Below are 26,489 nucleotides of genomic sequence, written 5' to 3' on the forward strand. Positions count from 1 at the left end.
GAGGGTGGGCGGTCAGCTTCCGGGGCGGCCCTTGGAGACGAACAGCTGGACGACGCTGTTCGCCGCCGCGGTGCGCCCGACCTGCGGCTCGGAGTTGACGACCGACCCGGCGGGCACCTTCCAGTCGGTGAGTTCGTGGACCTCGTAGCGCAGCCCGGCCGCGTCCAACAGCCGGGTGGCGGCGTCCCGGGACAGGCCGGCGACCGCGGGGACGGTCACGGTCGCGGTGCCGGGCGCGGGCGGGGCGGCGGGGGAAGGGGCGCCTTCGGTCGCCGACGGCGCGGGAGCGGACGCCGACACCGGAGCGGAAGGAGCGGAAGGAGCGGAAGAAGCGGCAGGGGAGGCGGGCGAGGCAGGGGCCGGTGGCGCGGACTGGACGGCCGGGCCCGGCGCGGTCCCCGCCGGGCCGCCGCCGCCCGGCGATCCGGGCAGGAGCAGGGCCGCGCCCGTCGCGATGGCGGCCACCGCCGCCACCGCCGCGACCCCGGTGAGAGCGGTGCGACGGCGCATCGCGCGCCGGATTCCGGCGGCGTCGATCACGGGGGTGGGGGTGTTGTCGGCGAAAGCGGTCATGGCGGCGAGGAGTTCCTTGTCGAAGCCGGGGTCGGGGGCGGGGGCGGAAGCGGGGTCCTGGGGCGGGAAGCGGATCATCACGCACCTTCACGCGAGGTCGACGACGCGGACGGGACGTCCTGCCGGGGCAGCGCGGCCCGCAGTTTCGCGAGCCCGCGGGCGAGTTGCGAGCGCACGGCGCCGGGGGAGATGTCGAGGGTCTGCGCGATCTCCCGGTCCCCCAGGTCGTGGAGGTAGTACAGGACGACCACGGTGCGCATCCCCATCGGCAGGGTGTGCAGCGCCGCGACGAGCTCGGCGCGCAGTTCCACCGACCGGTAGGCATCGCGGGGGTCGGGGTGCTCGATGACGGGCTCCGGCGCGGGGCGCTCACCCGAGCGGTGCAGGCGCCGCCAGCGGTCGTTGGCCAGGTTCACCAGGATCCGGCGCACGTACGCCTCGGGCACCTCCGCGCGCGCGACCCGCCGCCAGTGTCGGCAGGCCCGTTCCAGGGCCTCCTGCACGAGGTCCTCCGCGGTGTGCGCGTCCCCGGTGAGCACGTACGCCGTGCGGAACAGCGCGCCCGCACGCTGTTCCACGAACTCGACGAAGTCGATCCCGGGACTGGCCCTGCGCAGCCTCACCCGTGGCCTCACTTTCTCTCCCGCCGTCTCTTCCACCCCCCTGACGGCGCCCGTCCGCCCGCTGCTGCACCGCGGGCGGGGAAGTGACGCGGCTCACAGCGGGCCCCGGCCGTCTCCCAGGCCGTCCCAGGCCGTCCCCGGCCGTCTCCCCGGCAGCTTCCCTGGCGGCTTCCCCGGCTGCGGATGTCAGTGCCCGGGTGCAGACTCGCAGGTGGCCGGGGTCCGCCCCGGGCCGCCCGGCCGTCCCATCCGTCGAAGGGCACACCGCCATGCTCACCACCGACTTCCCCATCGGCTCGCCCTGCTGGATCGACCTGGGCAGCCCGGACATCCCCGCCACGGCCGCGTTCTACAACACGGTCTTCGGCTGGACCTTCCTGGAGATCCCCGACACCGGTGGCTACGGCTTCGTCCAGCTGAACGGGAAGACCGTCGGCGCGATCGGCTCGCTCAACGAGGGTGACCCGTCCACCTGGACGACGTACTTCCGCAGCTCCGACGCGGACGCCACCGCCAATGCCGTCCGGCAGGCCGGCGGCAAGGTCCTGGTCGAGCCGATGGACGTGATGCAGGAGGGCCGGCTGGCACAGTTCTCGGACCCGCAGGGTGCCCGGTTCGCCGTCTGGCAGGCCGGCAACACCAAGGGCCTGGACGCCGTGTCGGAGGAGGGCGCCCTGGTCTGGGCCGAACTGCACACCTCCGACCAGGACGGCGCCTTCGCCTTCTACCGGCAGCTGTTCGGCTGGCGGGTGGAGAACTTCGAGCCGTCGCCGGGCATGACCTACCGGGTGCTCTCCACCGCCGAGGGCGACCAGCGGGACACCAGCTTCGGCGGCATCGCCCCGACGATGTCCCCGGAGCAGCCCTCCGCCTGGACGCCGTACTTCGCCGCCGAGGACGTGGACGCGGTGATCGCCAGGGCGACGGCGGCCGGCGGCTCGGTGCTGATGCCGGCCTCGGACGTGGAGAACGTCGGCCGGCTGGCCTGGCTGGCGGACCCGAACGGCGCCCCCTTCGCGCTGATCAAGGGCGAGCCCCAGGAGTCCTGAGCGTGCGGCGAGGGCCCGCGGTTCCGGGAACCGCGGGCCCTCCTCACGCACGGAACGCGCACGGAACGCGCACGGAACGCACGCGCCGAGCGCCAGCGCACACGCCGAACACCAGGCGCACACGCAAACGAACGCGCCGAACGTCAGCGCACCGGGTGCCCGGCCTCGCGCAGCGCGCCCTTGACGTCGCCGATCCGCAGGTCCCCGAAGTGGAACACGCTGGCGGCCAGCACCGCGTCCGCGCCCGCCTCGACGGCCGGCGCGAAGTCGGCGAGCCTGCCCGCCCCGCCGGAGGCGATCACCGGCACCGAGACGGCCTTGCGCACGGCCCGGATCATCTCCAGGTCGTAGCCGTCCTTGGTGCCGTCCGCGTCCATCGAGTTGAGCAGGATCTCGCCCGCGCCCAACTCGGCGGCGCGGCCCGCCCATTCGACGGCGTCCAGGCCGGTGCCCTGCCGCCCGCCGTGCGTGGTGACCTCGTAGCCCGACTCGGTCTCCGTCCCGGGCGGGCAGCGCCGGGCGTCCACCGAGAGCACCAGGACCTGCCGGCCGAAGCGCTTGGCGATCTCGCGGATCAGCTCGGGCCGGGCGATGGCCGCGGTGTTGACGCCGACCTTGTCGGCGCCGGCCCGCAGCAGTTTGTCGACGTCCTCGACGGCACGGATGCCGCCGCCCACCGTCAGCGGGATGAAGACCTGCTCGGCGGTGCGGCGGACCACGTCGTAGGTGGTCTCCCGGTCGCCGGAGGAGGCGGTGATGTCGAGGAAGGTGAGCTCGTCGGCGCCTTCGGCGTCGTAGAGCTTGGCCATCTCGACCGGGTCGCCGGCGTCGCGCAGGTTCTGGAAGTTGACGCCCTTGACCACCCGCCCGGCGTCGACGTCCAGGCAGGGGATGACACGTACTGCGAGGGTCACGGCTGTTCGCCTTCCAGGGCTTCCAGGGTTTCCAGTGCTTCCAGGGTCTTCGCCAGCCCGGACCGGTAGGCGTCGAGCTCGATCTCGACCATCATCCGGGAGTCGATGAGTCCCTCGACCACCACCATGGTGGCCGCCGGGCGTGCGGCGTCGAAGAGTTCGCGGTGGGCGCGGCCCACCTCCTCGGCGTCGCGGACGTGGGTGATGTACATCCGGGTGCGGACCACGTCGTCGATGGTCAGACCGTACGCGGCCAGGGCCTTGAGCCCGACGCCGAACGCGGCGAGGGTCTGCCGGTACGGGTCGCCCTCGTGCTCGATCCGGCCGTCCACCCAGGCGGTGGAGCCGGCCACGTGCACGTGGTCCCCCGCGGCGACCGCCCGGGAGTAACCGAACTCGTCCTCCCAGGGGGAGAATCCGCCGACCCGGCCGCGCACGACCGCGCCGTGCCCGACCGCGCCGTGCCCGACCGCGCCGTGTTCGACCTCGCCGCGTACGATCCGACCATCCGTCATCCTGAAACCGCCTCCAGGGCCTCTTCGAGGGTGAACTTCTGCTCGTAGAGTGCCTTGCCCACGATGGCTCCCTCGACACCCTCGCGGACGAGCGAGGCGATGGCGCGCAGGTCGTCGAGCGAGGAGACGCCGCCGGAGGCGACCACGGGCTTGGCGGTCGCGGCGCAGACATCGCGCAGCAGCTGGAGGTTGGGACCGGTCAGGGTGCCGTCCCGGTTGACGTCGGTGACGACGTAGCGGGCGCAGCCCTCCTGGTCGAGGCGCTCCAGCACCTCGAAGAGCTGGCCGCCGTCGCGGGTCCAGCCGCGGCCGCGCAGGGTGGTGCCGACGACGTCCAGGCCGACGGCGATCTTGTCGCCGTGTTCGGCGATGGCCTTGGCGACCCACTCCGGGGCTTCCAGGGCGGCGGTGCCGAGGTTGACCCGGGTGCAGCCGGTGGCGAGCGCGCGGGCGAGCGACTCGTCGTCGCGGATGCCGCCGGACAGCTCGACCTTGATGTCCAGCCGGCCGGTGACGTCGCGCAGCAGCTCGTAGTTGGAGCCGGTGCCGAAGGCGGCGTCCAGGTCGACCAGGTGCAGCCACTCGGCGCCGGCGTTCTGCCAGGCGAGGGCGGCGGCGAGCGGCTCGCCGAAGGAGGTCTCGGTGCCGGAGGCGCCCTTGACCAGGCGGACGGCCTGACCGTCCCGGACGTCGACGGCGGGCAGCAGTTCGAGGCTCATCAGATCCAACTCTCAGACAGTCAGAGGGTGTTGACCCAGTTGGTCAGCAGGGCGGCGCCGGCGTCGCCGGACTTCTCGGGGTGGAACTGGGTGGCCCACAGCGGGCCGTTCTCGACGGCCGCGACGAACGGCTGCCCGTGGGTGGCCCAGGTGACCAGCGGCGGGTTGATCCGCGCGCTGTGGGCCTCCAGTTCCCAGTGCCGCACCCCGTAGGAGTGCACGAAGTAGAAGCGGGTCTGCGGGTCGAGGCCGGCGAACATCCGGCTCTCCGCGGGCGCGTCCACGGTGTTCCAGCCCATGTGCGGGACGACGGGGGCGTCCAGCGGCTCCACGGTGCCCGGCCACTCGTCGCAGCCGGCCGTCTCCACGCCGTGCTCGACCCCCTTCTCGAAGAGGATCTGCATGCCGACGCAGATGCCCATGACGGGTCGGCCGCCGGCGAGCCGGCGGCCCACGATCCAGTCCCCGCGGACGGACTTCAGTCCGCGCATGCAGGCCTCGAAGGCGCCCACGCCGGGGACGAGCAGACCGTCCGCGGCCATCGCGGTGTCGTAGTCGGAGCTGACGGTGACGTCCGCTCCGGTCCGCTCCAGGGCGCGCTGCGCCGAGCGGAGGTTGCCGGAGCCGTAGTCGAGGACGACGACGTTCTTGCCCATGTTCAGGTGTCCAGTCTCTGTGCGGCGGGCGGCGGGTCTCGGGCGGCGGGTCTACAGGCGCAGGAGGCCGGAGGCCAGGCACATCACGGAGCCGAAGGCGAGCACCAGGATGACGCTCTTCGAGTGCTTCTGCTTCCAGAAGGAGATGACTCCGCCGGCCAGGAAGAGGCCGACGAAGATGAGGATCATCGCGGTATTGCTCACAGCGCACCCTTGGTCGACGGGAGGATTCCGGCCGCGCGCGGGTCGCGCTCGGCGGCGTAGCGCAGCGCCCGGGCCAGCGCCTTGAACTGGCACTCCACGATGTGGTGCGCGTTGCGCCCGTACGGCACGTGGACGTGCAGCGCGATCTGCGCCTGGGCCACGAAGGACTCCAGGATGTGCCGGGTCATCGTGGTGTCGTACGAGCCGATCATCGGCGCGATGCCCTCGGGCTCGGTGTGCACCAGGTACGGCCGGCCGGAGAGGTCCACGGTGACCTGGGCGAGCGACTCGTCCAGCGGCACCGTGCAGTTGCCGAAGCGGTAGATGCCCACCTTGTCGCCGAGCGCCTGCTTGAAGGCGGCGCCGAGCGCGAGGGCCGTGTCCTCGATGGTGTGGTGGGTGTCGATGTGCAGGTCGCCGTCGGTCTTGACGGTGAGGTCGAACAGGCCGTGCCGGCCGAGCTGGTCGAGCATGTGGTCGTAGAAGCCGACGCCCGTGGAGATGTCGGTCCTCCCGGTGCCGTCGAGGTCTATCTCGACCAGGACCGAGGTCTCCTTGGTGGTGCGCTCGACGCGTCCGATGCGGGACATGGGGGTTACAGCTCCTTGATCACAGTGCGGACGGCGTCCAGGAAGGCGTCGTTCTCGGCGGGCGTGCCGGCGGTGACGCGCAGCCACCCGGGGACGCCGTTGTCGCGGACCAGGACGCCCTGGTCGAGGATGGCCTGCCACACCGCGTGGGTGTCGGCGAAGCGGCCGAACTGGACGAAGTTGGCGTCCGAGTCGGTGACCTCCAGGCCCATTCCCCGCAGCGCGTCGACCAGCCGGTCGCGCTCCTCCTTGAGCCGCCCGACGTACCCCAGCAGGGTGTCGGTGTGCTCCAGGCAGGCCAGCGCGGTGGCCTGGGTGACGGCCGACAGGTGGTACGGCAGGCGCACCAGCTGCACCGCGTCCACCACGGCCGGGTCGGCGGCCAGGTAGCCCAGGCGCAGCCCGGCCGCGCCGAAGGCCTTGGACATGGTACGGCTGACCACCAGGTTGGGGCGGCCCTCGATCAGCGGCAGCAGCGAGGCGCGGTGCGAGAACTCGACGTACGCCTCGTCCACCACCACCAGGCTGGGCCGGGCGGCCTGCGCGGCCTCGTACAGCCGCAGCACGGTGTCGGCGTCCACGGCGGTGCCGGTCGGGTTGTTGGGCGAGCAGACGAAGACCACGTTCGGCCGGTGCTCCGCGATGGCGGCGACGGCGGCGTCCACGTCGATGGTGAAGTCCTCGTTGCGCGGCCCGGAGATCCAGGCCGTGCCGGTGCCCCGGGAGATCAGCGCGTGCATCGAGTACGAGGGCTCGAAGCCGAGCGCGCTGCGGCCGGGGCCGCCGAAGGTCTGCAGCAGCTGCTGGAGCACCTCGTTGGAGCCGTTGGCCGCCCACACCTGCTCACGCCGGACGGGGAAGCCGGTGGTCTTCCCGAGGTACGCGGCGAGGCCCTCGCGCAGCTCGACCGCGTCCCGGTCGGGGTAGCGGTTCAGCCCGCGGGCGGCCTCGGCGACGCGCTCGGCGATCCGGGCGACCAGTTCCTCGGGCAGCGGGTACGGGTTCTCGTTGGTGTTCAGCTGGACGGGCACGTCCAGCTGCGGCGCGCCGTACGGGGACTGGCCGCGCAGCTCGTCCCGGACCGGCAGGTCGTCGATGCGGGTCGTGCGGGCCGCCGCCGACTCGGGGGTCACGGCGGGCACGGGGGTCACAGGAGTCTCAGGAGTCACGAGCCGGGAACCGTCCAGTCGAAGCGGGCCTTGATCGCGTCCCCGTGCCCCGGCAGGTCCTCGGCGTTCGCCAGGGTGACCACGTGCGCGGCGACGTCCGCCAGCGCCTCCCGGTCGTACTCGACGACCTGGACGCCGCGCAGGAAGGTCTGCACCGACAGCCCGGAGGAGTGGCAGGCGCAGCCGCCGGTCGGCAGCACGTGGTTGGAGCCGGCCGCGTAGTCGCCCAGCGAGACCGGGGTCCAGCGGCCGATGAAGATCGCGCCGGCGTTGACCACCCGGGCCGCCACGGCGTGGGCGTCGCGGGTCTGGATCTCCAGGTGCTCGGCCGCGTACGCGTTGACCACGGCGAGGCCCTGCTCCAGGTCGTCGACCAGGATGATGCCGGACTGCCTGCCGCCCAGCGCCTCGGCCACCCGCTCGCCGTGCTTGGTCCTCGCGACCTGCACGGCCAGCTCGGCCTCGACCGCGTCGGCCAGTGCCGGGGAGTCGGTGACCAGCACCGAGCCGGAGGTCGGGCCGTGCTCGGCCTGGCTGATCAGGTCGGCGGCGACGTCGGACGCCAGCGCGCTGTCGTCGGCGAGGACGGCGATCTCGGTCGGGCCGGCCTCGGAGTCGATGCCGATCCGGCCGGCGAAGTAGCGCTTGGCGGCGGCCACGTAGATGTTGCCCGGGCCGGTGACCATGTTCACCGGCGCGCACTCCTCGGTGCCGAGGGCGAACATCGCGACCGCCTGGGCGCCGCCGACGGCGTACACCTCCTCCACGCCGAGCAGCGCGCAGGCCGCCAGGATGGTCGGGTGGACGCGGCCGCCGAACTCCTTCTGCGGCGGCGAGGTGACGGCGATGCCCCGGACGCCCGCCGCCTGGGCCGGCACCACGTTCATCACCACGGAGGACGGGTAGACCGCCAGCCCGCCCGGCACGTACAGGCCGACCCGCTCGACCGGCACCCAGCGCTGGGTGACCGTGCCGCCCGGCACCACCTGGGTGGTGTGCCCGGTGCGGCGCTGGTCCGCGTGCACGGCGCGGGCCCGGCGGATCGACTCCTCCAGCGCGGCCCGGACCTTCGGGTCCAGCGTCTCCAGTGCCGCGGTCAGCTGCTCGGCCGGGACCCGGGTCGACTCCAGCCGGACGCCGTCGAAGCGCTCGGTGATCTCGATCAGCGCCGTGACCCCGCGATGGCGTACGTCCTCGGCGATCGGCCGCACCTTCTCCAGGGCGGCCGCGACGTCGAACTCGGCACGGGGCAGCAGGTCACGCGGGTCGTCGAGCGAGCCGCGGAGGTCGATTCGAGAGATCACGCCACCCAGTGTAAGGAGTGGCCGGAACCGCTGGTCCCGCATTTCAGTCCGTGATACGAAGGGCGAGACGACCGGGGGGACGGGGGAAACCATGGCGGAGCGTGCTCCGGAGGGCTGGAACGGGGTCGAGCGGAGGCTCTGGGAGGCCTACCGCGAGGGCGAGATCCTGGACCTTCGTACGGGCGAGGCGGAGGCCGACGACCCCTTCGGCGACGCCGTCTGGGGCCCCGAGCGCACCGTCCGCGCCGAGGTGCTCGCCCACCTGCTGCTGGCCGGCCCGGAGCCCGCCGCCGGGCGGGTCGCCTCGCTGCGGCTCAGCGGCGTGCTGGTCACCGGGGCGCTCAAGCTGGCCGGCGCCGACATCGACCGCTACGTCGAGGTCCACGGCTGCCGCTTCGACCAGAAGATCCTGATGTCCGAGGCCGTGGCCTCGACGCTGCGCTTCGTGGGCTGCCTCATCCCCCGGCTGGAGGCCTCCCGGCTCTCCACCACCGGCGACCTCCACCTGGCCCGCTGCCGCGTCCCCGAGGGCATCCGGCTCACCGACTCCAAGATCGGCACCGACCTGCTGCTCAACCAGACGGTGGTCGGCGGCGACCGCTTCGCCCGTGCCGTCTCCGCCGACGGGATCACCGTCAACCAGGACTTCGAGGCCGAACGCCTGGAGACCACGGGCGAGTTGAGCATAAGGACGGCCCGGATAGGCGGCCGGCTCTCGCTGCGCGGCGCCCAGCTGCGCGCCGTCCCGGAGAAGAACCGCATCTGCTTCAACGCCGTCCGGGTCAGTGTCGGCCACACCCTGTACCTGACCGGCTCCGCCGACCGCGGCTGGTCCGGCTCCCGCGGCTACTACGGCTCCGGCTACGGCGAGTACCCGCCGCCGGACGGCCCGGTCACCCCGTTCCGCGCCTGGGGCCAGGTCCGCCTCTCCGACTCGCGCTTCGACAGCGCCTGCCTGATCTCCGGCGAGTTCCACCTGGCGGACACGGACGAACTCGCGCTGAGCCGCATCCAGACCCCCGAGCTGCGCTTCACCTGCAAGTTCCGCCCCACCGGCACCGTCTCGCTCTCCCGCGCCCGGGTCGGCAACCTGGTCGACGCCCCGGAGGCGTGGCCGCTCGGCAAGCACCTGCGCCTCACCGGCTTCGTGTACGAGAACCTGCGCCCGGCCCGCCCCTTCGCCGTCCAGCAGCGGATCGCCTGGCTGGAGGGCTCCTCGGTGGACTTCCAGCCGGAGTCCTACGAGCAGCTCGCCGCCGCCCTGCGCCGCGACGGCGCCGACGACGACGCCCGCGAGGTGCTGTACGCCAAGCAGCGCCGGCGCCGGCGCACCCTGCCGCTGCCCGCCCGGGTCTGGGGCGCGGTCCAGGACGTCACCGTCGGCTACGGCTACCGGCCCGGCCGGGCGGGTCTGTGGCTGCTGCTCGCCTGGATCCTCGGCAGCCTCTGGTTCGCCACCCACCCGCTGGCGCCGCTCAAGGCCGACGAGCGTCCGCACTGGAACCCGGTGCTGTACACCCTCAACCAGCTGCTGCCGATCGTGGACCTCAACCAGGGCGGCTGGAACCCCGGCGGCCTCGCCCAGTGGATCTCCGCCGGGCTGGTCGTGATCGGGTGGCTGCTCGCCTCCACGGTCGTCACCGGCGCCACCAGGATGCTCCAGCGCGGCTGAGCCGGCCGACGGCCGGTCCGTCGGCCGATCGGCCGTCGGAGGCCGGCGGTCGGCGATCGGCCCGTCGGCGGCCGCCTCGTCGACCGGCCGACCCCGCAGACCGTGCGACAAGGCCCCCGCCCGGGGAACTACGCTGTCCGCCGTGACAGAACGGCTGCCGCTCTTCCCGCTGAACACCGTGCTCTACCCGGGCCTGGTGCTGCCCCTGAACGTCTTCGAGGAGCGCTACCGCCGTCTCGTCGCCGACCTGCTCGAACAGTCCGAGGACACCCCCCGGCGGTTCGGCGTGCTCGCGATCAGGGACGGCCGGGAGGTCGCCCCGGTCAGACCCGAGGGCGGCCCGGCCGGCCCGCTCGACGGCCTCGGCACCGCCACCGGGGACCCCTTGGAGGCGATGTTCCACATCGGCTGCGTCGCCGACATCGCCTCGGTCGAGCACCAGCCGGACGGCCGCTACGAGCTGCTGGTCACCGGCACCACCCGGTTCCGGCTGCGCTCGGCGGACGTCTCCGGCCCGTACCTCACCGGTGAGATCGAGCCGATCGAGGAGCGCCCCGGCGAGGGCTCCGGCGCGCTGGCCTCCGAGGTCGAGCGGGCGTTCCGGGTCTACCAGAAGCGCCTGGCCGGCGCCCGCGAGGCCAGCACCGTCGGCCACCAGGAGCTCCCGGACGACCCGCAGGTGCTCTCCTACCTGGTCGCCGCCGCCTCGGTGTTCGAGACCCCGGTCAAGCAGCAGCTGCTCGCCTGCCCGGACAACGCCCAGCGGCTGCGCGCCGAACTCGACCTGCTGCGCCGCGAGAGCGCCGTCCTCAGCTGGCTGCCCTCGCTGCCCGCCGCCGACCTCACCCGCCAGCGCTTCAGCCCCAACTGACCGAGGACCCCGAGGACCCGACATGGCCAAGAAGCCCAGAAAGGGCGGCCAGGGCACGCCCGCCACCGTCGCCCTGGAAGCCGCCGCCGTCCCGTTCACCGTGCACGCCTACGACCACGACCCGGCCGCCGCCTCCTACGGCGGCGAGGCCGCCGAGGTCCTCGGCATCGCCCCCGAGCGGGTCTTCAAGACCCTCGTCGCCGACGTGGACGGCACCCTCACCGTCGGCGTGGTCCCGGTCGCCGGCCAGCTCGACCTCAAGGCCCTGGCGGCGGCCGTCGGCGGCAAGCGCGCCGCCATGGCCGACCCGGCCGCCGCCGAGCGCAGCAGCGGCTACGTCCTCGGCGGCATCTCCCCGCTGGGCCAGCGCCGCCCGCTGCGGACCGTCATCGACGCCAGCGCGCTCGGCCACCCCACCGTCTACGTCTCGGCGGGCCGCCGCGGCCTCGAAGTCGAACTGGCCCCCGGCGACCTCGTCAGCCTCACCAGGGCCAGCACCGCCCCCATCGCCCGCTGAGCGCCGCCGAGCACCTTCCGGGCCCTGCCGAGCGCCCCCGGAGCCCCTCCCCCGCGAAAGCGGGGGCTCCGGGGCTCGGTGGCTCCGGGGACGACGCGTACGTCAGTGCCCCGCACCGCTCCCCGTTCCCGGCCCCGGCTGCGACCCCGGTGCCGGGTACGGCCCGGCCCACGGCCCCGCCGGCGCCCCCGCCGGAGGCACCCCCAGCGGCGACTGCGCCACCGGCGCCCAGTACGGCGGCGGGTCCTCCTCGCGCTTCCCGAACGCCGCCGAGAGCAGGAGCAGCACCACCATCGCCGTCATCGGCCAGACCAGCAGCGCCCCCAGCGCCCCCAGGTCGATGCCCGCGTCGAAGTGCCCGCCGTTGCCGACCCGCCGGGCCTCGCCGATCAGGTCGTTGCCCGGCCCGAGCCAGCGCCCGATCCGCCAGGCCCCGATCGACCCGAGCAGCCCGCCGACGGTCAGCCCCAGCGCGACCGCGATGCCGCCGCCGCGCCTGCGGGTGATCAGGAAGGCGCCGAGCGCGGTCAGGATCCCCGCCCCCAGGCAGATGAGCACGAACACCGCGTCGGCGCCGGCCCGCTGCTCCCCCTCGGGGTCGGCGTAGAGGATGCGGTCCCCGTCCACCACCAGCGGCACCTTCGGCGCCAGCCAGGCCCACAGCCCGGCCACCACCAGACCGGCCACCAGGCAGGCGACCACGATCCCCGCCCCGACCCGGACCTCCGGCAGCAGCCGCTGCCCCAGCGGGGTCGTCCCGTGCCCGAGGGCGGTGGCCCCGTACGGCGGCGCGAACGGGTCGGACGCTGCGTCCGGCACCGCCTGCGCATCGCGCGCGTCGTGCACGCCGTGCGGGCCGTGCACGTCGGCGGGGGCGGGATCCGGAGGTGTGTTCGGTACGGTCACGGACCCCATCGTTTCACGACGGCCACTCGAACGACCCACCACCGTACCGACCGCCGTACCGACCGCCGCACCGGCCCGCACCGGCCCGCACCGGCCCGCACCGGCCCGCACCGGGCAGCAACCGCGGGACGGCCCGACGCGCAACGCCCTACCGCGAGACCGCCCGCCGGTACGCCCAGGTGGCGACGGCCAGCGACACCACGCCCACCCCCGCGCAGACCGCCAGGTCCCCGAGCACCAGCGCCCAGTCCGGATCCGGCGCGAACGTCCGCGCGAAGGCGTCCACCCCGTACGTGGACGGCAGCAGGTCCCGCAGCCACTGCACCGGCTGCGGCAGGTGGTTCACCGGCAGCACGCCCAGCAGCAGGGCCGCCGACATCCCGAGCTGCCCGAGCATCGTCGCGATCTCCTGGCGCGGCGCCAGCAGCCCGCAGGCCGCTCCCAGCCCGGACAGCGCGGCCCCGGCCAGCGGCACGACCGCCAGCAGCACCCACAGCTGCCCGAGCGGCAGCCCGAACATCACCGCCCCGAACACCGCCGTGACGAGCGTCCCGGGCAGGGTGAAGGAGGCGTACGCGGCGGCCGCCCCCAGCACCACCGAGGCGGCCGGCACCGGCAGCGTCGCGTAGTGGTCGAGCCCGCCGGTGGCCCGCAGCTTCCCGAAGTACTGGGCGAGCAGGTTCAGCGCGACGAAGGCCACCACCAGCACGCTCGACCCGGCGACCACCGACCGCGCCTCCGAGGACTGCCCGGCGTCCACCACGCCCCGCATCATCACCAGGATGCCCACGGACTGGAAGGTGGCCACGAACAGCAGCGGGATGCGCGCCACCCGTGCCCGGGCGAGCTGCGCCCGGTACACGGCCGCGAGCGCCGGCAGCAGCCTGGCCGCGGGGGCGAGCGGAGCGGGGGCGGCCGTGGACCGGTCGGTCCGCGGGGGCACCGAGAGCAGCGTCACTTGGCCAGTCCTCCGTGGCGGCCGCCCAGCTTGAGGTACGCGTCCTCAAGGCTCGGGGTGGCGAGGGTGAAGTCGTCGAGGGCGGCGAAGGCCGGGCCGGTGGTGACGGCGGCGACCAGCTCGCGGGCCTGCTCGGGGGTGGTGCGGACGGTCCAGCGGCGGCCGGTGCACTCGGCCCGCTCGCGCAGCGCGGCGACGGCGGGCACGCCGACCGGCGCCTCGTCCCGCCAGACCAGGTCGAGCCGGACGTCACCGTCCACCAGCGCCTTGAGCCCGCCGGGCGTGTCGCAGGCGATCACCCGGCCGTCGTCCACCACGGCGACCCGGTCGAGCACCGTCTCCGCCTCGATCACGTTGTGGGTGACCAGCAGCACCGTCGTCCCGTGCTCGGCGCGCCGCCGGTCCACGGCGCTCCACACGGCCCGCCGGGCGACGGGGTCCATGCCGGTGGTGGGCTCGTCCAGGACGAGCAGCGGCCGGTCCCCCACCAGGGTGGCCGCGAAGCAGGCGAGCCGCCGCTGTCCGCCGGACAGCTTGGCGAGCGGCCGGGTGGCGATCGGCTCCAGCCCGAGCTCCGTCAGCACGTCCGCGGCCGTACCGCGGGCCTGGGCCCGGGTGAGGCCGCGCAGCCGTCCGGTGGTCTCGGCGGCGAGCGCCACCGTCAGCTCGTCCAGCGCGGTGGATTCCTGCCCGAGGTAGCCGAGCAGCCGGGCGGCCCGCTCGGGGTGCCGCACGATGTCGTGGCCGAAGAGTTCGACGGATCCCGCGTCGGGGCGCAGCAGCCCGGTGAGCTGGCGCACCAGCGTCGACTTCCCGGCTCCGTTGGGCCCGAGCAGCCCGAAGATCTCGCCCCTGCGGACGGTGAGGGTGATCCCGTCGTTGGCCCGGATCTCGGTGGCGGCCGCGCCGCGCCCGCTGCGGTAGGTCCTGACCAGGTCGCGCACGACGGCGCACGGCTGGGGTTCCTCGGGTGCTCGCCCGGCCGTCTCGTTCACGACCGACGACTCTACGCGCTCGTACGGGCGAACCGGACAACGGGGCCCTGCCGACCCCCGGGCCGCCGACCGGCCGGCTCAGTCGTCGACGACCATCGACCCGCCCGGCACCCGGGCCGCCAGTTCCTTCCAGAACCCGGCCCGGATGGCGTAGCGGTCGTGCTCGTCGATCTGGTCGTCCTTGTGCGCCAGCAGCCCGAAGCGGGCGGCGTAGCGCAGCAGCTCGCCGTCCACCCGGTGCGGGATGCGCGGGTAGTCGGGCCAGAGCATGGTGAGTCTCTCGGTGTCGCCGACGCGGTCGCTCCAGCGGCGGGCGAAGACCTGCCCGACTTCGTGGGCGTCACCGCCGATGGAGGTGATGTCCTCCTCGCGGTCGGCCCAGCGCTGCTCGGCGGTGGTGAGCTGGGCGAGGGTGGGCAGGCTGTCGCCGGCGGTGACGGCGGGCTCCGGGGCGGGCCGGTCCACCCAGCCGCGGTCGGAGGACCAGCGCAGCACCGGCCCGGCCTGCGCGACGGCTCCGTGCCCGTTGACCCCGTGCCCGTTCGCGGCGTGCCCGTTCGCGGCGTGGCCGGTGGCCGCGGGGCCGTTGGTTCCGTTCGCCGACGGGGTGATCGCGGTGACGGAGGAGGCCCTGCCGGCGAGGTCCTTCGGCGTCGGGACGACCTTGAGCGCGGCCGCGGCCGGCTGCGGCCGGCCGTCGGCGTCGGGGTCCGCTCCCGCCGAGGCCGCGGCGGGGGCCGCGGCGGCCGAGGCGGCGGCCACCGGACGGACCACCGGCGGCACCACGGTGGGCAGGACGGCGGGCGGGGCGGCCGGCGGGGCGGCGAGGATCTTGGCGATCTCCTGCCGGGCCCCCGGGGCCGGGAACATGCTGGAGTGCTCCCGCAGCGAGAAGGACCCCTCGATCCACTCCCGGTCCAGCACCCGCCGCTCGTCCGCCTCGCCGACCAGGTCCTCGGACTGGTTGAAGTCGCCGTCGGCGGCCTGCAGGGCCCACAGGTGGACGGCCACCCCGTGTTCCTTGGCGGTCATCATGCCGGGCAGCAGGTCCCCGTCACCGGTGATCAGCACGACGTCGGCGCAGGCCCGGTTGCGGGCGAGTTCGGAGAGTTCGGCGTGCATCGCGGCGTCCACGCCCTTCTGCACCCAGCGCCCCTCGGCCCGGGTGAGCGCGCCGAGCCGTACGGTGACCCGGGGCAGTACCCGCAGCCGCCGGTGCTCGGGCATCGGGCGCCGGTCGGGCGCGGCGTCGAACCAGTAGATCCGCAGCAGCGGCAGCCCGGTCTCGGCCTCGGCGCGCTCGCGCAGTGCGGTGATCAGGGCGGTGTGGTTCACCGTGACCTTGGACCGGGACGGATCCCCGGCGAGCAGGCTGGCGGCGGCGCCCAGCAGATATCCGGCGTCCACCAGGACGACACAGCGGTCCATCGCGCACCTCTTTTCGCTCGCCCTCGGAATCAGTCGGGTGGGTCGATTCGGGAATGGGCGGTCCTCCCGCCGTCCGGGCGTGCCGAGGTGAGGGGCCCCCGTCGTCGCCCGATCGTTGGGTCACCTTTTACCCCCGGTTCGCCCGCCGAACCTCGCCGGTTGTCCCGGCACCGCAACAGCCGCCCCGGCGCGGAGCGGACGAAAGCGAAGGCGGGCCCCGTACAACGACGAGGCCCGCCCGAGGTCACGCGGCGGTGTTCCGACCCTGTGGACGCCGGTGGTCCGGCCCGGGGGTCCGGCCCCCGCGCGGGACCGGAGGCGCTCAGCCCCTGAGCTCGGCGGCGACCAGCTCGGCCAGCTGGACGGCGTTCAGCGCGGCGCCCTTGCGCAGGTTGTCGTTCGAGACGAACAGCGACAGTCCGTTGTCCACCGTCTCGTCCACCCGGATGCGGCCGACGTAGCTCGGGTCCCGGCCGGCGGCCTGGAGCGGGGTGGGGATGTCGGACAGCTCGACGCCGGGGGCGCCGCTGAGCAGCTCGACGGCGCGCTCGGGGCTGATCGGGCGCTCGAAGCGGGCGTTGATCTGCAGCGAGTGGCCGGAGAACACCGGGACGCGCACGCAGGTGCCGGCGACCTTCAGCTCCGGGATGCCGAGGATCTTGCGGCTCTCGTGGCGGAGCTTCTGCTCCTCGTCGGTCTCGTTGGAGCCGTCGTCGACGACGGAGCCGGCCAGCGGCACCACGTTGAAGGCGATCGGCCGCTGGTAGACCTTGGGCTCCGGGAACTCGACGGCGCCGCCGTCGTGGGCGAGCGCGGCGGCGCCCAGCTCGACGACCTTGGCGGCCTGGTCCTGGAGCTCGGCGACGCCGGCCACACCGCTGCCGGAGACGGCCTGGTAGGTGGAGACGACGAGCGCGGCCAGGCCGGCCTCCTCGTGCAGCGGGCGCAGCACGGGCATGGCGGCCATGGTGGTGCAGTTCGGGTTGGCGATGATGCCCTTGGGGCGGTCCGCGACGGCCTCCGGGTTGACCTCGGAGACGACCAGCGGGACCTCGGGGTCGCGGCGCCAGGCGGAGGAGTTGTCGATCACGACGGCACCGGCCGCGGCGACCTTGGGGGCCAGGGCCTTGGAGGTGGAGCCGCCGGCCGAGAAGATCACGATGTCCAGGCCGGTGTAGTCGGCCGTGGCCGCGTCCTCGACGGTGACCTCGGTGCCCTGCCAGGGCAGCGTGCGTCCGGCCGAGCGGGCCGAGGCGAACAGCCGCAGCTGCTCCACCGGGCCCAGTCCGCCTTCACGACCAGCGCGCTCCGCCAGGATCTCGCGGACCACGCCGCCGACCTGGCCGGTGGCACCGACAATGCCGATCTTCATCTCCGACTACTCCTCTGAATGGTGCTGTTCACAGCCGCACTCTGCCCATCATGCCTTGTCACGCGGGTGGGGCGGCCTGGTGTTCCACGGTGTGAGAGGCCGCCCGGACGGACCCTAATGGTCCAGACCACTGGCGAGGGTCAGCGCGGCGTCGACCTCCGCCCGCCCGGCCGGCAGCAGCGGCAGCCGCACGTCCGGAGTCGGGATGCGGCCCTGGGCGTGCAGCACGCCCTTGGTCACCGACGGGTTCGGCGCCGTGAAGGCGGACAGCGCCAGCCCGGTCAGCCGGTGCCCGAGCGCCCGCGCCCGCGCCACGTCCCCGGCCTGCCAGGCCTCGGCCAGCTCGACGAACCGGGCGGTCGCCAGGTGGGCGGAGGCGAGGATGCCGCCGGCCGCGCCCAGCGCCAGCATCGGCGAGAGGAACGCGTCCTCGCCGGTGAGGAAGGCGAATCCGGCGGGGGCGTCGGCGAGCAGCTCGGCGGCCGTCCGGTCCAACCCTCCGGTCGCGTACTTGACGCCCACCACGCCCTCGATCGCGGCGAGTTCGCGCAGCGCGGCGGTGGAGAGCTGCTGCCCGGTGCGGTACGGGATGTGGTAGACGATCAGCGGCAGCGGGCTGCTCGCGGCCAGCGCCCGGAAGTGCGCGACCGTCCCGGCCTCGCCGGCCCGGACGAAGGACGGCGTGGTGACCAGCGCCACCGCCCGCGGCACCCGCGCGCCGAGCACGGTCAGCGCCTCGCCGACGGCCCGGGTGTCGCCGCCGGAGGCTCCGACGGTCAGCTGCGCCCCGCGCGCGGCGCAGGTGGCCGCGGCGACGTCCACCACCGCGTCCCGCTCCTCGGCGGTCAGCGCGGCCGGCTCGCCGGTGGTGCCGAGCGCGACCAGCCCGGCCGCCCCGGCGTCCAGGACCTCGTGCGCCAGCTTCTCCAGCGCGTCGAGGGCGACGGAGCCGTCGGCGGCGAAAGGGGTGATCAGGGGGACGTGGATGCCCTTGAGTTCCATGTCCACGATCCTGCGGCCCGTCGATCGCCCAGGTCCAGTTCATATTTCCGACGCTTCTCGTAAGCTGAGCCGATGCTCGACTAGGCTGGCCCGATGCTGGACGTCCGACGCCTGCGCCTGCTGCGCGAACTCGCCCACCTCGGCACCATCGCGGCCGTCGCCGAGGCGCTCTCCTTCAGCCCTTCGGCGGTGTCCCAGCAGCTGTCCGTCCTGGAGAAGGAGGCGGGCGTCCCGCTGCTGGAGCGCACCGGGCGGCGGGTCACCCTCACCCCGGCCGGGCTGGGCCTCGTCCGGCACGCCGAGGCGGTGCTCGCCCTGCTGGAGCAGGCCGACGCCGAACTCGCCCACGCCAAGCGGGGATTGGCGGGACCACTGCGGATCGGCACCTACCCGTCGGCGGCCCGGGCGATCATCCCGGCGGTGCTCGCCGAGCTGGCCGGCTGGCACCCGCGGCTGGAACCGATGGTCACCGAGGTGGACCCGGCGGCCGTCGGCGCGGCCCTGCGGGCGGGCGAGCTGGACGTGGCGCTCGTGCACGAGTACGACCTCGTCCCGGCCGACCCGGAGCCGGGCCTCGCGGTGACCCGCCCGGTCTTCACCGAGCCCATGTACCTGGCCGCCCGCACCCCGGGCACCGTCGCCGAGCAGCGCGGCGCCCCGTGGATCATGTCCCCGCCCGACACGCTCTGCCACACCATGGCCGTCCGGGCCTGCGAGGCGGCGGGCTTCGCGCCGCGCATCCGGCACCAGATCGACGACTTCACCACCGTGCTGGCCCTGGTCGCGGCCGGCCAGGGCGTCGCCCTGGTCCCCCACCTGGGCACGGCCGGCCTCCCGCCCGGGGTCGTCCTCACCCGCCTGCCGATGTACCGCCGCACCCGCGCCGCCTTCCGCGCCGGCGCCGGCTCCCACCCGGCCATCTCCGCCTTCGTCTCCGCCCTGCACACGGCCGTCCCGCCGGGCCTGGGCGGCGGCACCTGAGCCAGAGCGCCCGGGAGGGGCTCCTCCCCGGACACGAAAGGCCCGGGGCGCCCACCGCGACGGGTGCCCCGGGCCTTTCGCCTCCGCGCTAACCCGCCAGACAGCTCGGCCCGAGCAGCTGCTTCAGGTCCCCGAACAGCGCCGGGTCCGACTTCACCCGGTGCCGGTCCAGTCGCAGCACCGTGGTCTTGTTGCGGCCCTCCAGCCGCACCCGCACCTCGGTGGTGCCGCGGTGGCTGCCCAGCACCTCGCCGAGCCGGGCCACCAGCGGCGGGGTGACCTTCCCGCTCGGGATGTTGATGACGATCGGCGCCTCGGCGTGCGCGTTCGACAGGTCGGGGACGGACAGCTCCATCCCCATCAGCCGCGGCACGTCCTCCCGCTTGTCCAGCTTGCCGCGCACGAAGACGACGGCGTCCTCGACGAGCTGCGAGGAGACCAGCTGGTAGCTGGCCGGGAAGAACATGCAGTCGATCGAGCCCGCGAGGTCCTCGACGGTCGCGATGGCCCAGGCGTTGCCCTGCTTGGTCATCTTCCGCTGGAGGCCCGAGATGATGCCACCGATGGTGATGATCGTCCCGTCCGGCCGCTCCGCGAGGTCCGCGACCGCGCAGTCCGCCTTGTCGGCGAGCACGTGCTCGATGCCGTGCAGCGGGTGCGAGGAGACGTACAGGCCGAGCATCTCCCGCTCCTGGGTGAGCAGGAAGGACTTCTCCCACTCCTCCTCGGAGAAGACGACGTCCAGGCCGAAGCTCGGCTCGTCCGCGGTGGCGTCGCCGCCGAAGAGGTCGAACTGTCCCTCGGCCTCCTTGCGCTTCACGCCGACGACGTTGTCGATCATCGGCTCGAACTGCGCGCTCAGGCCCTTGCGGGTGTGGCCGAGCGAGTCGAAGGCACCGGCCTTGATCAGCGATTCGACGGTCCGCTTGTTGCAGACCACCGACTCCACCTTGTCCAGGAAGTCGGGGAAGGACGAGAACTTCCCCTTCGCCTTCCGGGTCCGGATCATCGAATCGACCACCGGCCCGCCGACGTTGCGGATGGCGGTCAGGCCGAAGCGGACCAGGGTGTCACCGTGCGGGGTGAAGTCCGAGTCCGACTCGTTGACGTCCGGCGGCAGCACCTGGATGCCCATCTTGCGGCACTCGTTGAGGTAGACCGCGGACTTGTCCTTGTCGTCCTTGACGGAGGTGAGCAGGCCGGACATGTACTCGGCCGGGTAGTTGGCCTTGAGGTAGGCCGTCCAGTACGAGACCAGCCCGTAGCCGGCGGTGTGCGCCTTGTTGAACGCGTAGCCGGAGAAGGGGACGAGGACGTCCCACACGGCCTGGATGGCCGCGTCCGAGTAGCCGCGCTCGCGGCAGCCCTTCTGGAAGGGGACGAACTCCGCCTCCAGGATCTCCTTCTTCTTCTTGCCCATGGCCCGGCGCAGCAGGTCCGCCTGTCCGAGCGAGTAGCCGGCCAGGATCTGCGCGGCCTTCTGCACCTGCTCCTGGTAGACGATCAGGCCGTACGTCGGCCGGAGCACCTCCTCCAGGGGCTTCTCCAGCTCCGGGTGGATCGGGGTGATCTCCTGCTGGCCGTTCTTGCGCAGCGCGTAGTTGGTGTGGGAGTTGACGCCCATCGGGCCCGGACGGTACAGCGCCAGAACGGCGGAGATGTCCTCGAAGTTGTCGGGCTTCATCAGGCGCAGCAGCGAGCGCATCGGCCCGCCGTCGAGCTGGAAGACGCCGAGCGTGTCGCCGCGGGCGAGGAGTTCGTAGGTCGGCTTGTCGTCGAGCGGCAGCTTGAGCAGCTCGATCTTCTCGCCCTTGTTCTTCTCGATCGCCTTGACGGCGTCGTCCATGATCGTCAGGTTGCGCAGGCCGAGGAAGTCCATCTTGAGAAGGCCGAGGCCCTCACAGGTCGGATAGTCGAACTGCGTGATGGTGACGCCGTCGGTGTGCCGGGTCCAGACCGGGATGTGGTCGGTCAGCGGCTCGGCGGACATGATGACGCCGGCGGCGTGCACACCGGGCTGGCGGATCAGGCCCTCGATGCCGCGCGCGGTGTCGATGACCTTCCGGACGTCCGGGTCGGTCTCGTACAGCCCGCGGATCTCGCCGGCCTCGCTGTAGCGCGGGTGCGAGGAGTCGGTGATGCCGGAGAGCGGGATGCCCTTGCCCATGACGTCCGGCGGCATCGCCTTGGTGATCCGGTCACCCATCGCGTACGGGTAGCCGAGGACGCGCGAGGAGTCCTTGATGGCGGCCTTCGCCTTGATGGTGCCGTACGTGACGATCATGGCGACCTTGTCGGATCCCCACTTCTCCGTCACGTAGCGGATCACGTCACCGCGCCGGCGCTCGTCGAAGTCGATGTCGACATCGGGCATGGAGATGCGCTCGGGGTTGAGGAAGCGCTCGAAGATCAGGCCGTGCGGGATGGGGTCGAGGTCGGTGATGCCCATCGCGTACGCGACCAGCGAGCCGGCCGCCGAACCACGGCCGGGACCCACCGCGATGCCCTGGCTCTTGGCCCACATGATGAAGTCGGCGACCACGAGGAAGTACGCCGGGAACCCCATCTGGATGATGGTGTCCATCTCGTACTCGGCGAGCTTCTTGTGCTCCTCGTCGTACCCGTTCGGGAAGCGCCAGTCCATGCCCTTCCACACCTGGGACTTGAAGAAGTCCGCCTCGGACTCGAAGCCCTCCGGGATGGGGAAGCGGGGCATCAGGTTCTTGAACTTGAACATGCCCTCGGTGTCGACCCGGGAGGCGACGAGGAGCTGGCTGTTGCGGCAGCCCTCCTGCCAGGCGTCCGAGGAGTCGAGGGCGTACATCTCGGCGGCGGACTTGATGTAGTAGCCGGTGCCGTCGAAGCGGAAGCGGTCCGGGTCGGAGAGGTTCTTGCCGGTCTGGACGCAGAGGAGGAGGTCGTGCGCGCCGGCGTCGGCCTCGGTGGTGTAGTGCGAGTCGTTGGTGACGACCGGGGGGATGTTGAGCTTCCTGCTGATCTCCAGCAGCCCGTCGCGGACCCGCTTCTCGATGTCGAGGCCGTGGTCCATCAGCTCCAGGAAGTAGTTCTCCTTGCCGAAGATGTCCTGGTAGTCGGCGGCGGACTTCAGGGCCTCGTCGACCTGGCCGAGGCGCAGCCGGGTCTGCACCTCGCCGGAGGGGCAGCCGGTGGTGGCCATCAGGCCGCCGGACAGCTCCGCGATCAGCTCCTTGTCCATCCGGGGCCACTTCACCAGCCAGCCCTCGGCGTAGGAGCGCGAGGTCAGCTTGAAGAGGTTGTGCAGGCCCTCCTTGTTGCGGGCCCAGATGGTCTTGTGGGTGTACGCGCCGGACGCGGAGACGTCGTCCCGCTTCTGGTGCGGCTGGCCCCACAGGATGCGCTTGGTGTTGGAGCGGGACTCCGGGGCGACGTACGCCTCGATGCCGATGACGGGGGTGATGCCCGCGTCGGTCGCCTGCCGGTGGAACTCGGCGGCGCCGTACATGTTGCCGTGGTCGGTCATCGCCACGTGGGTCTGCCCGAGGCGCTCGACCTCCTTGAACATCTGCTTCAGCCGGGCGGCACCGTCCAGCATCGAGTACTCGGTGTGGACGTGCAGATGCGCGAACGGCTGATCGCTCAAGGCGGGGCCTCCGGAGGCTCTGGTGCTGGTCTGGTGGGCCGGCGAACGCGCAGGTCACAGGGGATGCCCTGGAAATGGATGTGGCCCGGAGCACCTCTCGGGGCCCGGACCACCACTCACGCGTTCACGCGTCTACTTTAGCCCCCTCGAACATCTTCACTGCCCGGCCGAAGGCGCGCGCAGGTCACCCGGCGAGTCGCGCCCCGGCGGCCTCACGGACCTCCGGCTCCTCCATCGGATCGTCCCGCAGACGGGCGAGGCGGTCCCGGACGTCGGGCCGGTCGGGGGCCCGCTCGACGCCCAGCAGACGGGCTCGCGCCTCGCAGTCCCACAGCGACTCGGTGTACGCCCCGGCCAGGCCGGCGGCTCCCATCGCCGCCAGCGCCTCCAGGTAGGCGGGGCGCTCGTACGAGTGCGGGGTCGCGAGCCAGAAGCGGCGCAGCAGGGAGACGGCACCGGCAGCCTCCGGCCCGAAGCGGGCGAGACCACGCGCGAGATCGTCCGGGCCGCACCAGGACCGGTCCACCCACCGCCGCTCCAGTTCGGCGATCAAGGTCGACACGTCACCCTCGCCACCGTGAGCGGCCAGCACCGCGTAGCCGATCTCGGCCAGCCACGCCTGCTCCGAAGCCGCCCACTCCCGGGCCGCCGGCACGGCCTGCTCGGCCAGCCGCTCGACGGCCTTGCCCAGCAGCGGCAGCGGTCGGGTTCCGTCGGAGGCGCCGAGGCCGGGAACCAGCAGGATCAGCTCGGGCTCGGGCGGGCGGAGCGAGAGGGCCACGAGAGCGGAGATCCTGGCTCCCTCGGGCGCCGCCGGATCGCGCAGCAGGGCCAGCAGGCTCGCACTGTCCCGCTCCGGGTACGGATCCGGCCGCCGCACCGGGCGGCACACGGGCGACTCGTCCTCCTCCGGAACGAAGTCCGGCAGCGCCGCCCGGGCGTCCGCCGAGCCGGCGAGCACCAGCAGTTCCAGCACGCTGGTGGCCCGGTTACGGGTGTCCTCGTCCTGGGCCGTCGCCATCTCGACCACGGGTCCGAGCGGGAGTTTCAGGTCCCGGATCAAGCGGGCGAGGTACAGGTGTCGGTCATCCACCTGCGAGTCCCAGCGCCAGTCCCAGCGGATACATCCGTAGACCAGGTCGGCGACCGAGGAGCGGTCCGCGGCGGCTACCAGTACGCCCTGCCCCCGGCCGCGCTGGAGGAGGCCGAGGAGGGTGGTCGGCGGCGCGTAGTGGTCGCTGTGCATGGGGTCCATCGTGCCGGAGCCCCCGGCGCGTGGGCGGCGGGGGCCGGCGGGTCAGGCGTCCTCGTCGGGCGGCGGGGCCGCGCGGAGGGCGGTGACGACGCCCAGGGCGACCGTGGAGATCGCGAGGGCGAGGAGGACGGCGAAGGCCGTCCCGATCAGGTATCGCACGAGGTCCTGCGCTCGGCGTCGAGGAGCAGGGTGAGGAGGTTGGGGAGGGTCGAGGCCGGAGCCGTGTTGAAGCGGACGAGGACGCGGCCGTCCATGGTCCGGTCGGTCTCGATCGAGGGGAAGATGAGGCCGAACTCGCGCCCCCGCTCCACGACTTCGTCCAGAAGGGCGCGGACGTGACCCTCGGCGTAGTAGCGGATCCGGGGGTCGGTCGGCAGCATCGGGTGACGGCCGGGGCGGTAGACCATCAGACGGCGTCCTTCCGCAGCTCGAACCAGACGGACTTGGCCCGCTCGTGCGGGTCGACGCCCCAGCAGTGGCTGAGGGCGGCAACCAGCTGGAGGCCCCGGCCGGACTCGGCGAGCAGGGACAGCGGCGGGCTGGAGGGCAGCACCGGGCTCTCGTCCGTGACGGAGACCCGGAGGGAGTCACCCTCGGAGATGATCTCGACCAGCGGCACAGGGGTGTCGGTGTGCCGCCACGCGTTGACGAGGAGCTCGCAGAGCGCGAGCTGCGCGTCGAAGATCGGAGAGGCGGACCAGCCGACGCGGGTCATGGTGTTGCGGAGGGTCTGCCGCGCGACGGCGATGGTGGGGGTGTTGATGAGACGCATGGGGGTTCTCCCGGGATGCGAAAGAAATGGCTTGACAGGAGCCAGAGCTGACGACCCATCGGATCGATGTGAGATCGACCATAGCGCGTATCGACCTAAGATTAGGTCGATACGTCAAAGTTCCCTCTCAAGGGGGACAGATGGCCCCATCGACTGGCGGCGCGGCACACTGGGCCCACATGATCTGAGAGGACTCCATGCCTGGTCGCCAGAACCCAACATTCCGTCAGCGCCGCCTCGGCGCCGAGCTGCGGAGGATGCGCGAGCAAGCCGGCCTCGGCGGCAACCAACTTGCCCACATGCTCGGAGTAAGCGCTCCCCAGGTCACGCAGATGGAGAACGGAAAGACCAGTGCCAGCGCTGACCGAATCCAGAGCATCGCCGAAGCCTGCAAGTGCGAGAACCTGCCACTCATCAAAGCCCTTTGCGGCCTCATCACTTCACGCAGAAAGTCCTGGTGGGATCAGTATCGCGATCACCTTCCTGACGCTCTGCTCAAAACCGCCGAACACGAAGACTTTGCTGCAGGCGTCATTCGGTCGTGGACGTCGGCCATCATCCCGGGCCCCTTGCAGACAGAGGACTACGCACGAGGAGTGTTCAGTCGGCGGATCCCCGCCCTCTCCGCTGATGAAATCAACCTGCGCACCGAGTTTCGCTTGGAGCGCAGGAGGAAAATTCTTCAACACCCGAGAAAGACCCATGAGGCCTATCTCCACGAGTCCAGCCTGGTCACACGCTTCGGGGGCACCGATGTGCTGCGGAAGCAGCTTCACTCCCTGATAGATGACTCCCTCAGAGAGGATGTGAGCATCCGCGTCGTTCCTTTCACCGCTCACACTTACCCAGGCCCGCTCGAGAACCTCGTCTACTCGTTCGGGGAGGTCCCCGAGCTTGACACGTTAGAGGTGGAGTTGTCGCGCGGCCCGATCTACCTCGATGACCCGACTGAGCTCGCGTCCTATCGCCAGGTCTTCGACCACATCGCGCAGGCCGCCCTCAGTGATGAGGACTCCCAGGAGCTAATCCGGCAGACGCTCAAGAACTTGAAAGGCTGAGATGTCTCAGAATCAATGGCAGAAGTCGTCCTTCAGTAGCTCCGGCGAGTTGTGCGTGGAAGTCCGTACAGCCAACGGGGCGGTCGAACTCCGTGAGTCCGACGAAGGCCACCTCATCCTCCGCACCACCCCCACCGCCTTCGCCGCCCTCCTCCAGGCCACCAAAGCCGGCGAATTCGACCACCAAGGCTGATAGTTCGCGCCCCCTACGCCCCCTCGCCCGCCCCGGGCGAGGGGGCGTCGCTCGTTCAGGTGACGGCACACCGAGGCCCCTCCCCCGGCTCCCTCCGAGCACATACAACTGACCTGCAGCTCGCCCGCATCGCGAAGGAATGACAGCCATGGCCCAGCTGGAGTCCGGCCTCTACACCATCCACAACGGCGACGCCAGGATCGGCCGAGCCCGTCACGAAGCCCTGGACCTTTCCCCCAAAGCCGTGTTCGCCCACACCGACGACCAGGACGCTGTCTGGGTCGTCGAGGCCTACCCCAACAATCACTACCGCCTCTACGCCAAGGGCGCCCCGACCGCCGTAGAAGACCTCAAGCCCGCCGGCCCGCTGGTCTCCCTCCTCCTCGACCAGGGCGACGCCCCGGAGTGGGAGCTGATCCCCGTCGACGGCGTCCCGGACACCTACCGGATCAAGTCCCCCCAGGGCTCCTCGTGGACCGTCCTCGAACCCGGCCGGCAGAGCAGGATCGAGGTCATCCCCGTCCTCGAAGGCTCCACCGCCTTCACCTTCGCCCGCATCGGCCGCTGACCC

Annotated in this window: 28 protein-coding genes; 8 read left to right on the plus strand and 20 right to left on the minus strand. The window is 72.5% G+C overall.

Features of this window, described 5'->3' with window-relative positions:
• Positions 1–12: 12 nt before the first annotated feature.
• Entirely contained in the window at positions 13–651 is a 639-nt protein-coding gene (locus ACZ6EM_RS21820; protein WP_465773042.1) for a PASTA domain-containing protein, read from the minus strand.
• The gene (locus ACZ6EM_RS21825; RefSeq protein ID WP_401050665.1) at positions 651–1,196 is read right to left on the minus strand and encodes a SigE family RNA polymerase sigma factor; all 546 of its coding nucleotides are present in this window, start codon (positions 1,194–1,196) and stop codon (positions 651–653) included. The genes ACZ6EM_RS21820 and ACZ6EM_RS21825 overlap by 1 nt, the downstream gene beginning before the upstream one ends.
• Before the next feature lie 269 nt (positions 1,197–1,465).
• On the opposite strand from ACZ6EM_RS21825, the gene ACZ6EM_RS21830 reads away from it, so the two are divergent.
• Entirely contained in the window at positions 1,466–2,245 is a 780-nt protein-coding gene (locus ACZ6EM_RS21830) for a VOC family protein (protein ID WP_401050667.1), read from the plus strand.
• A gap of 143 nt (positions 2,246–2,388) precedes the next feature.
• On the opposite strand, the gene hisF is transcribed toward ACZ6EM_RS21830, so the two are convergent.
• The 8 genes from hisF to hisD are packed head-to-tail and all read right to left on the minus strand — an operon-like array spanning position 2,389 to position 8,316.
• Entirely contained in the window at positions 2,389–3,159 is a 771-nt protein-coding gene (gene hisF / locus ACZ6EM_RS21835; RefSeq protein WP_359908289.1) for an imidazole glycerol phosphate synthase subunit HisF, read from the minus strand.
• Positions 3,156–3,674, minus strand: coding sequence for a RidA family protein (locus tag ACZ6EM_RS21840; protein ID WP_452178447.1), 519 nt, complete (start codon positions 3,672–3,674; stop codon positions 3,156–3,158). The genes hisF and ACZ6EM_RS21840 overlap by 4 nt, the downstream gene beginning before the upstream one ends.
• Positions 3,671–4,393 (minus strand): bifunctional 1-(5-phosphoribosyl)-5-((5-phosphoribosylamino)methylideneamino)imidazole-4-carboxamide isomerase/phosphoribosylanthranilate isomerase PriA, encoded by a 723-nt coding sequence (gene priA, locus ACZ6EM_RS21845; RefSeq protein WP_401050672.1) that lies wholly within the window; start codon positions 4,391–4,393, stop codon positions 3,671–3,673. The genes ACZ6EM_RS21840 and priA overlap by 4 nt, the downstream gene beginning before the upstream one ends.
• 20 nt (positions 4,394–4,413) lie before the next feature.
• Complete coding sequence (gene hisH, locus ACZ6EM_RS21850; protein WP_359908295.1) at positions 4,414–5,049, minus strand: imidazole glycerol phosphate synthase subunit HisH; 636 nt, start codon at positions 5,047–5,049, stop codon at positions 4,414–4,416.
• Positions 5,050–5,100: 51 nt separating this feature from the next.
• Positions 5,101–5,253 carry a hypothetical protein gene (locus tag ACZ6EM_RS21855; protein ID WP_359908297.1) on the minus strand — a complete coding sequence of 51 codons (153 nt, stop codon included), beginning with the start codon at positions 5,251–5,253 and terminating at the stop codon, positions 5,101–5,103.
• Entirely contained in the window at positions 5,250–5,843 is a 594-nt protein-coding gene (gene hisB / locus ACZ6EM_RS21860) for an imidazoleglycerol-phosphate dehydratase HisB (protein ID WP_049650368.1), read from the minus strand. The genes ACZ6EM_RS21855 and hisB overlap by 4 nt, the downstream gene beginning before the upstream one ends.
• A gap of 5 nt (positions 5,844–5,848) precedes the next feature.
• The gene (locus tag ACZ6EM_RS21865) at positions 5,849–6,985 is read right to left on the minus strand and encodes a histidinol-phosphate transaminase (RefSeq protein WP_452178448.1); all 1,137 of its coding nucleotides are present in this window, start codon (positions 6,983–6,985) and stop codon (positions 5,849–5,851) included.
• Positions 6,986–7,008: 23 nt separating this feature from the next.
• The gene (gene hisD, locus ACZ6EM_RS21870; RefSeq protein ID WP_465773043.1) at positions 7,009–8,316 is read right to left on the minus strand and encodes a histidinol dehydrogenase; all 1,308 of its coding nucleotides are present in this window, start codon (positions 8,314–8,316) and stop codon (positions 7,009–7,011) included.
• Between the two features lie 91 nt (positions 8,317–8,407).
• Here hisD and ACZ6EM_RS21875 point away from each other — a divergent pair, with 91 nt between their 5' ends.
• The 3 genes from ACZ6EM_RS21875 (at position 8,408) to ybaK (ending at position 11,376) form a co-directional block, all read left to right on the plus strand.
• Positions 8,408–9,988, plus strand: coding sequence for an oxidoreductase (locus ACZ6EM_RS21875; protein ID WP_401053547.1), 1,581 nt, complete (start codon positions 8,408–8,410; stop codon positions 9,986–9,988).
• A 142-nt stretch (positions 9,989–10,130) separates the two neighbouring features.
• A complete protein-coding gene (locus ACZ6EM_RS21880) occupies positions 10,131–10,859 on the plus strand; it encodes an LON peptidase substrate-binding domain-containing protein (RefSeq protein WP_380548708.1) in 729 nt (242 codons plus the stop codon).
• 22 nt (positions 10,860–10,881) lie between these two features.
• On the plus strand, positions 10,882–11,376 hold the full coding sequence (gene ybaK, locus ACZ6EM_RS21885) for a Cys-tRNA(Pro) deacylase (RefSeq protein WP_401053545.1): 495 nt from the start codon (positions 10,882–10,884) through the stop codon (positions 11,374–11,376).
• A 102-nt stretch (positions 11,377–11,478) separates the two neighbouring features.
• On the opposite strand, the gene ACZ6EM_RS21890 is transcribed toward ybaK, so the two are convergent.
• The 6 genes from ACZ6EM_RS21890 to ACZ6EM_RS21915 form a co-directional block, all read right to left on the minus strand.
• Positions 11,479–12,282, minus strand: coding sequence for a P-loop NTPase family protein (locus ACZ6EM_RS21890; protein ID WP_452178449.1), 804 nt, complete (start codon positions 12,280–12,282; stop codon positions 11,479–11,481).
• A gap of 148 nt (positions 12,283–12,430) precedes the next feature.
• Positions 12,431–13,240 (minus strand): ABC transporter permease, encoded by an 810-nt coding sequence (locus tag ACZ6EM_RS21895; RefSeq protein ID WP_380355618.1) that lies wholly within the window; start codon positions 13,238–13,240, stop codon positions 12,431–12,433.
• Positions 13,237–14,235 (minus strand): ABC transporter ATP-binding protein, encoded by a 999-nt coding sequence (locus tag ACZ6EM_RS21900; protein WP_401049655.1) that lies wholly within the window; start codon positions 14,233–14,235, stop codon positions 13,237–13,239. The genes ACZ6EM_RS21895 and ACZ6EM_RS21900 overlap by 4 nt, the downstream gene beginning before the upstream one ends.
• A 78-nt stretch (positions 14,236–14,313) precedes the next feature.
• The gene (locus ACZ6EM_RS21905; protein ID WP_465773044.1) at positions 14,314–15,663 is read right to left on the minus strand and encodes an NYN domain-containing protein; all 1,350 of its coding nucleotides are present in this window, start codon (positions 15,661–15,663) and stop codon (positions 14,314–14,316) included.
• A gap of 322 nt (positions 15,664–15,985) precedes the next feature.
• Complete coding sequence (locus ACZ6EM_RS21910; RefSeq protein ID WP_359908324.1) at positions 15,986–17,035, minus strand: aspartate-semialdehyde dehydrogenase; 1,050 nt, start codon at positions 17,033–17,035, stop codon at positions 15,986–15,988.
• Positions 17,036–17,149: 114 nt separating this feature from the next.
• Positions 17,150–18,037 carry a dihydrodipicolinate synthase family protein gene (locus ACZ6EM_RS21915; RefSeq protein ID WP_465773045.1) on the minus strand — a complete coding sequence of 296 codons (888 nt, stop codon included), beginning with the start codon at positions 18,035–18,037 and terminating at the stop codon, positions 17,150–17,152.
• A gap of 93 nt (positions 18,038–18,130) precedes the next feature.
• Between ACZ6EM_RS21915 and ACZ6EM_RS21920 the strand changes: the two genes are divergently transcribed.
• Entirely contained in the window at positions 18,131–19,018 is an 888-nt protein-coding gene (locus ACZ6EM_RS21920; RefSeq protein ID WP_465773046.1) for a LysR family transcriptional regulator, read from the plus strand.
• 88 nt (positions 19,019–19,106) lie between these two features.
• On the opposite strand, the gene dnaE is transcribed toward ACZ6EM_RS21920, so the two are convergent.
• From dnaE to ACZ6EM_RS21940, 4 genes are all read right to left on the minus strand, one after another.
• Positions 19,107–22,640, minus strand: coding sequence for a DNA polymerase III subunit alpha (gene dnaE, locus ACZ6EM_RS21925; protein ID WP_465773047.1), 3,534 nt, complete (start codon positions 22,638–22,640; stop codon positions 19,107–19,109).
• Positions 22,641–22,824: 184 nt separating this feature from the next.
• Complete coding sequence (locus ACZ6EM_RS21930) at positions 22,825–23,886, minus strand: hypothetical protein (protein WP_465773048.1); 1,062 nt, start codon at positions 23,884–23,886, stop codon at positions 22,825–22,827.
• Between the two features lie 155 nt (positions 23,887–24,041).
• Positions 24,042–24,302: a hypothetical protein gene (locus ACZ6EM_RS21935; protein ID WP_465773049.1), complete on the minus strand. Its 261-nt coding sequence runs from the start codon at positions 24,300–24,302 to the stop codon at positions 24,042–24,044.
• On the minus strand, positions 24,302–24,667 hold the full coding sequence (locus ACZ6EM_RS21940) for an ATP-binding protein (RefSeq protein WP_465773050.1): 366 nt from the start codon (positions 24,665–24,667) through the stop codon (positions 24,302–24,304). The genes ACZ6EM_RS21935 and ACZ6EM_RS21940 overlap by 1 nt, the downstream gene beginning before the upstream one ends.
• Positions 24,668–24,864: 197 nt before the next feature.
• Between ACZ6EM_RS21940 and ACZ6EM_RS21945 the strand changes: the two genes are divergently transcribed.
• The 3 genes from ACZ6EM_RS21945 to ACZ6EM_RS21955 all read left to right on the plus strand — a co-directional run bounded on the left by ACZ6EM_RS21945 (position 24,865) and on the right by ACZ6EM_RS21955 (position 26,486).
• Positions 24,865–25,725, plus strand: a complete 861-nt coding sequence (locus tag ACZ6EM_RS21945; protein WP_452180031.1) for a helix-turn-helix domain-containing protein — start codon at positions 24,865–24,867, stop codon at positions 25,723–25,725.
• Position 25,726: 1 nt separating this feature from the next.
• The gene (locus ACZ6EM_RS21950; RefSeq protein WP_452180030.1) at positions 25,727–25,918 is read left to right on the plus strand and encodes a DUF397 domain-containing protein; all 192 of its coding nucleotides are present in this window, start codon (positions 25,727–25,729) and stop codon (positions 25,916–25,918) included.
• 148 nt (positions 25,919–26,066) lie between these two features.
• Positions 26,067–26,486, plus strand: a complete 420-nt coding sequence (locus ACZ6EM_RS21955) for an I66 family serine proteinase inhibitor (protein ID WP_452180029.1) — start codon at positions 26,067–26,069, stop codon at positions 26,484–26,486.
• Positions 26,487–26,489: the final 3 nt, after the last annotated feature.

Source organism: Kitasatospora sp. NPDC041917 (assembly GCF_055589745.1).

Excerpts from the sequence above, each read along its gene's own strand:
- ACZ6EM_RS21820 (WP_465773042.1), bottom strand. The coding sequence starts at position 651 with ATGATCCGCTTCCCGCCCCAGGACCCCGCTTCCGCCCCCGCCCCCGAC.
- ACZ6EM_RS21830 (WP_401050667.1), top strand. The coding sequence starts at position 1,466 with ATGCTCACCACCGACTTCCCCATCGGCTCGCCCTGCTGGATCGACCTG.
- ACZ6EM_RS21840 (WP_452178447.1), bottom strand. The coding sequence starts at position 3,674 with ATGACGGATGGTCGGATCGTACGCGGCGAGGTCGAACACGGCGCGGTC.
- priA (WP_401050672.1), bottom strand. The coding sequence starts at position 4,393 with ATGAGCCTCGAACTGCTGCCCGCCGTCGACGTCCGGGACGGTCAGGCC.
- hisH (WP_359908295.1), bottom strand. The coding sequence starts at position 5,049 with ATGGGCAAGAACGTCGTCGTCCTCGACTACGGCTCCGGCAACCTCCGC.
- hisB (WP_049650368.1), bottom strand. The coding sequence starts at position 5,843 with ATGTCCCGCATCGGACGCGTCGAGCGCACCACCAAGGAGACCTCGGTC.
- ACZ6EM_RS21875 (WP_401053547.1), top strand. The coding sequence starts at position 8,408 with ATGGCGGAGCGTGCTCCGGAGGGCTGGAACGGGGTCGAGCGGAGGCTC.
- ybaK (WP_401053545.1), top strand. The coding sequence starts at position 10,882 with ATGGCCAAGAAGCCCAGAAAGGGCGGCCAGGGCACGCCCGCCACCGTC.
- ACZ6EM_RS21905 (WP_465773044.1), bottom strand. The coding sequence starts at position 15,663 with ATGGACCGCTGTGTCGTCCTGGTGGACGCCGGATATCTGCTGGGCGCC.
- ACZ6EM_RS21910 (WP_359908324.1), bottom strand. The coding sequence starts at position 17,035 with ATGAAGATCGGCATTGTCGGTGCCACCGGCCAGGTCGGCGGCGTGGTC.
- ACZ6EM_RS21915 (WP_465773045.1), bottom strand. The coding sequence starts at position 18,037 with ATGGAACTCAAGGGCATCCACGTCCCCCTGATCACCCCTTTCGCCGCC.
- ACZ6EM_RS21920 (WP_465773046.1), top strand. The coding sequence starts at position 18,131 with ATGCTGGACGTCCGACGCCTGCGCCTGCTGCGCGAACTCGCCCACCTC.
- ACZ6EM_RS21930 (WP_465773048.1), bottom strand. The coding sequence starts at position 23,886 with ATGCACAGCGACCACTACGCGCCGCCGACCACCCTCCTCGGCCTCCTC.
- ACZ6EM_RS21935 (WP_465773049.1), bottom strand. The coding sequence starts at position 24,302 with ATGGTCTACCGCCCCGGCCGTCACCCGATGCTGCCGACCGACCCCCGG.
- ACZ6EM_RS21940 (WP_465773050.1), bottom strand. The coding sequence starts at position 24,667 with ATGCGTCTCATCAACACCCCCACCATCGCCGTCGCGCGGCAGACCCTC.
- ACZ6EM_RS21945 (WP_452180031.1), top strand. The coding sequence starts at position 24,865 with ATGCCTGGTCGCCAGAACCCAACATTCCGTCAGCGCCGCCTCGGCGCC.
- ACZ6EM_RS21950 (WP_452180030.1), top strand. The coding sequence starts at position 25,727 with ATGTCTCAGAATCAATGGCAGAAGTCGTCCTTCAGTAGCTCCGGCGAG.
- ACZ6EM_RS21955 (WP_452180029.1), top strand. The coding sequence starts at position 26,067 with ATGGCCCAGCTGGAGTCCGGCCTCTACACCATCCACAACGGCGACGCC.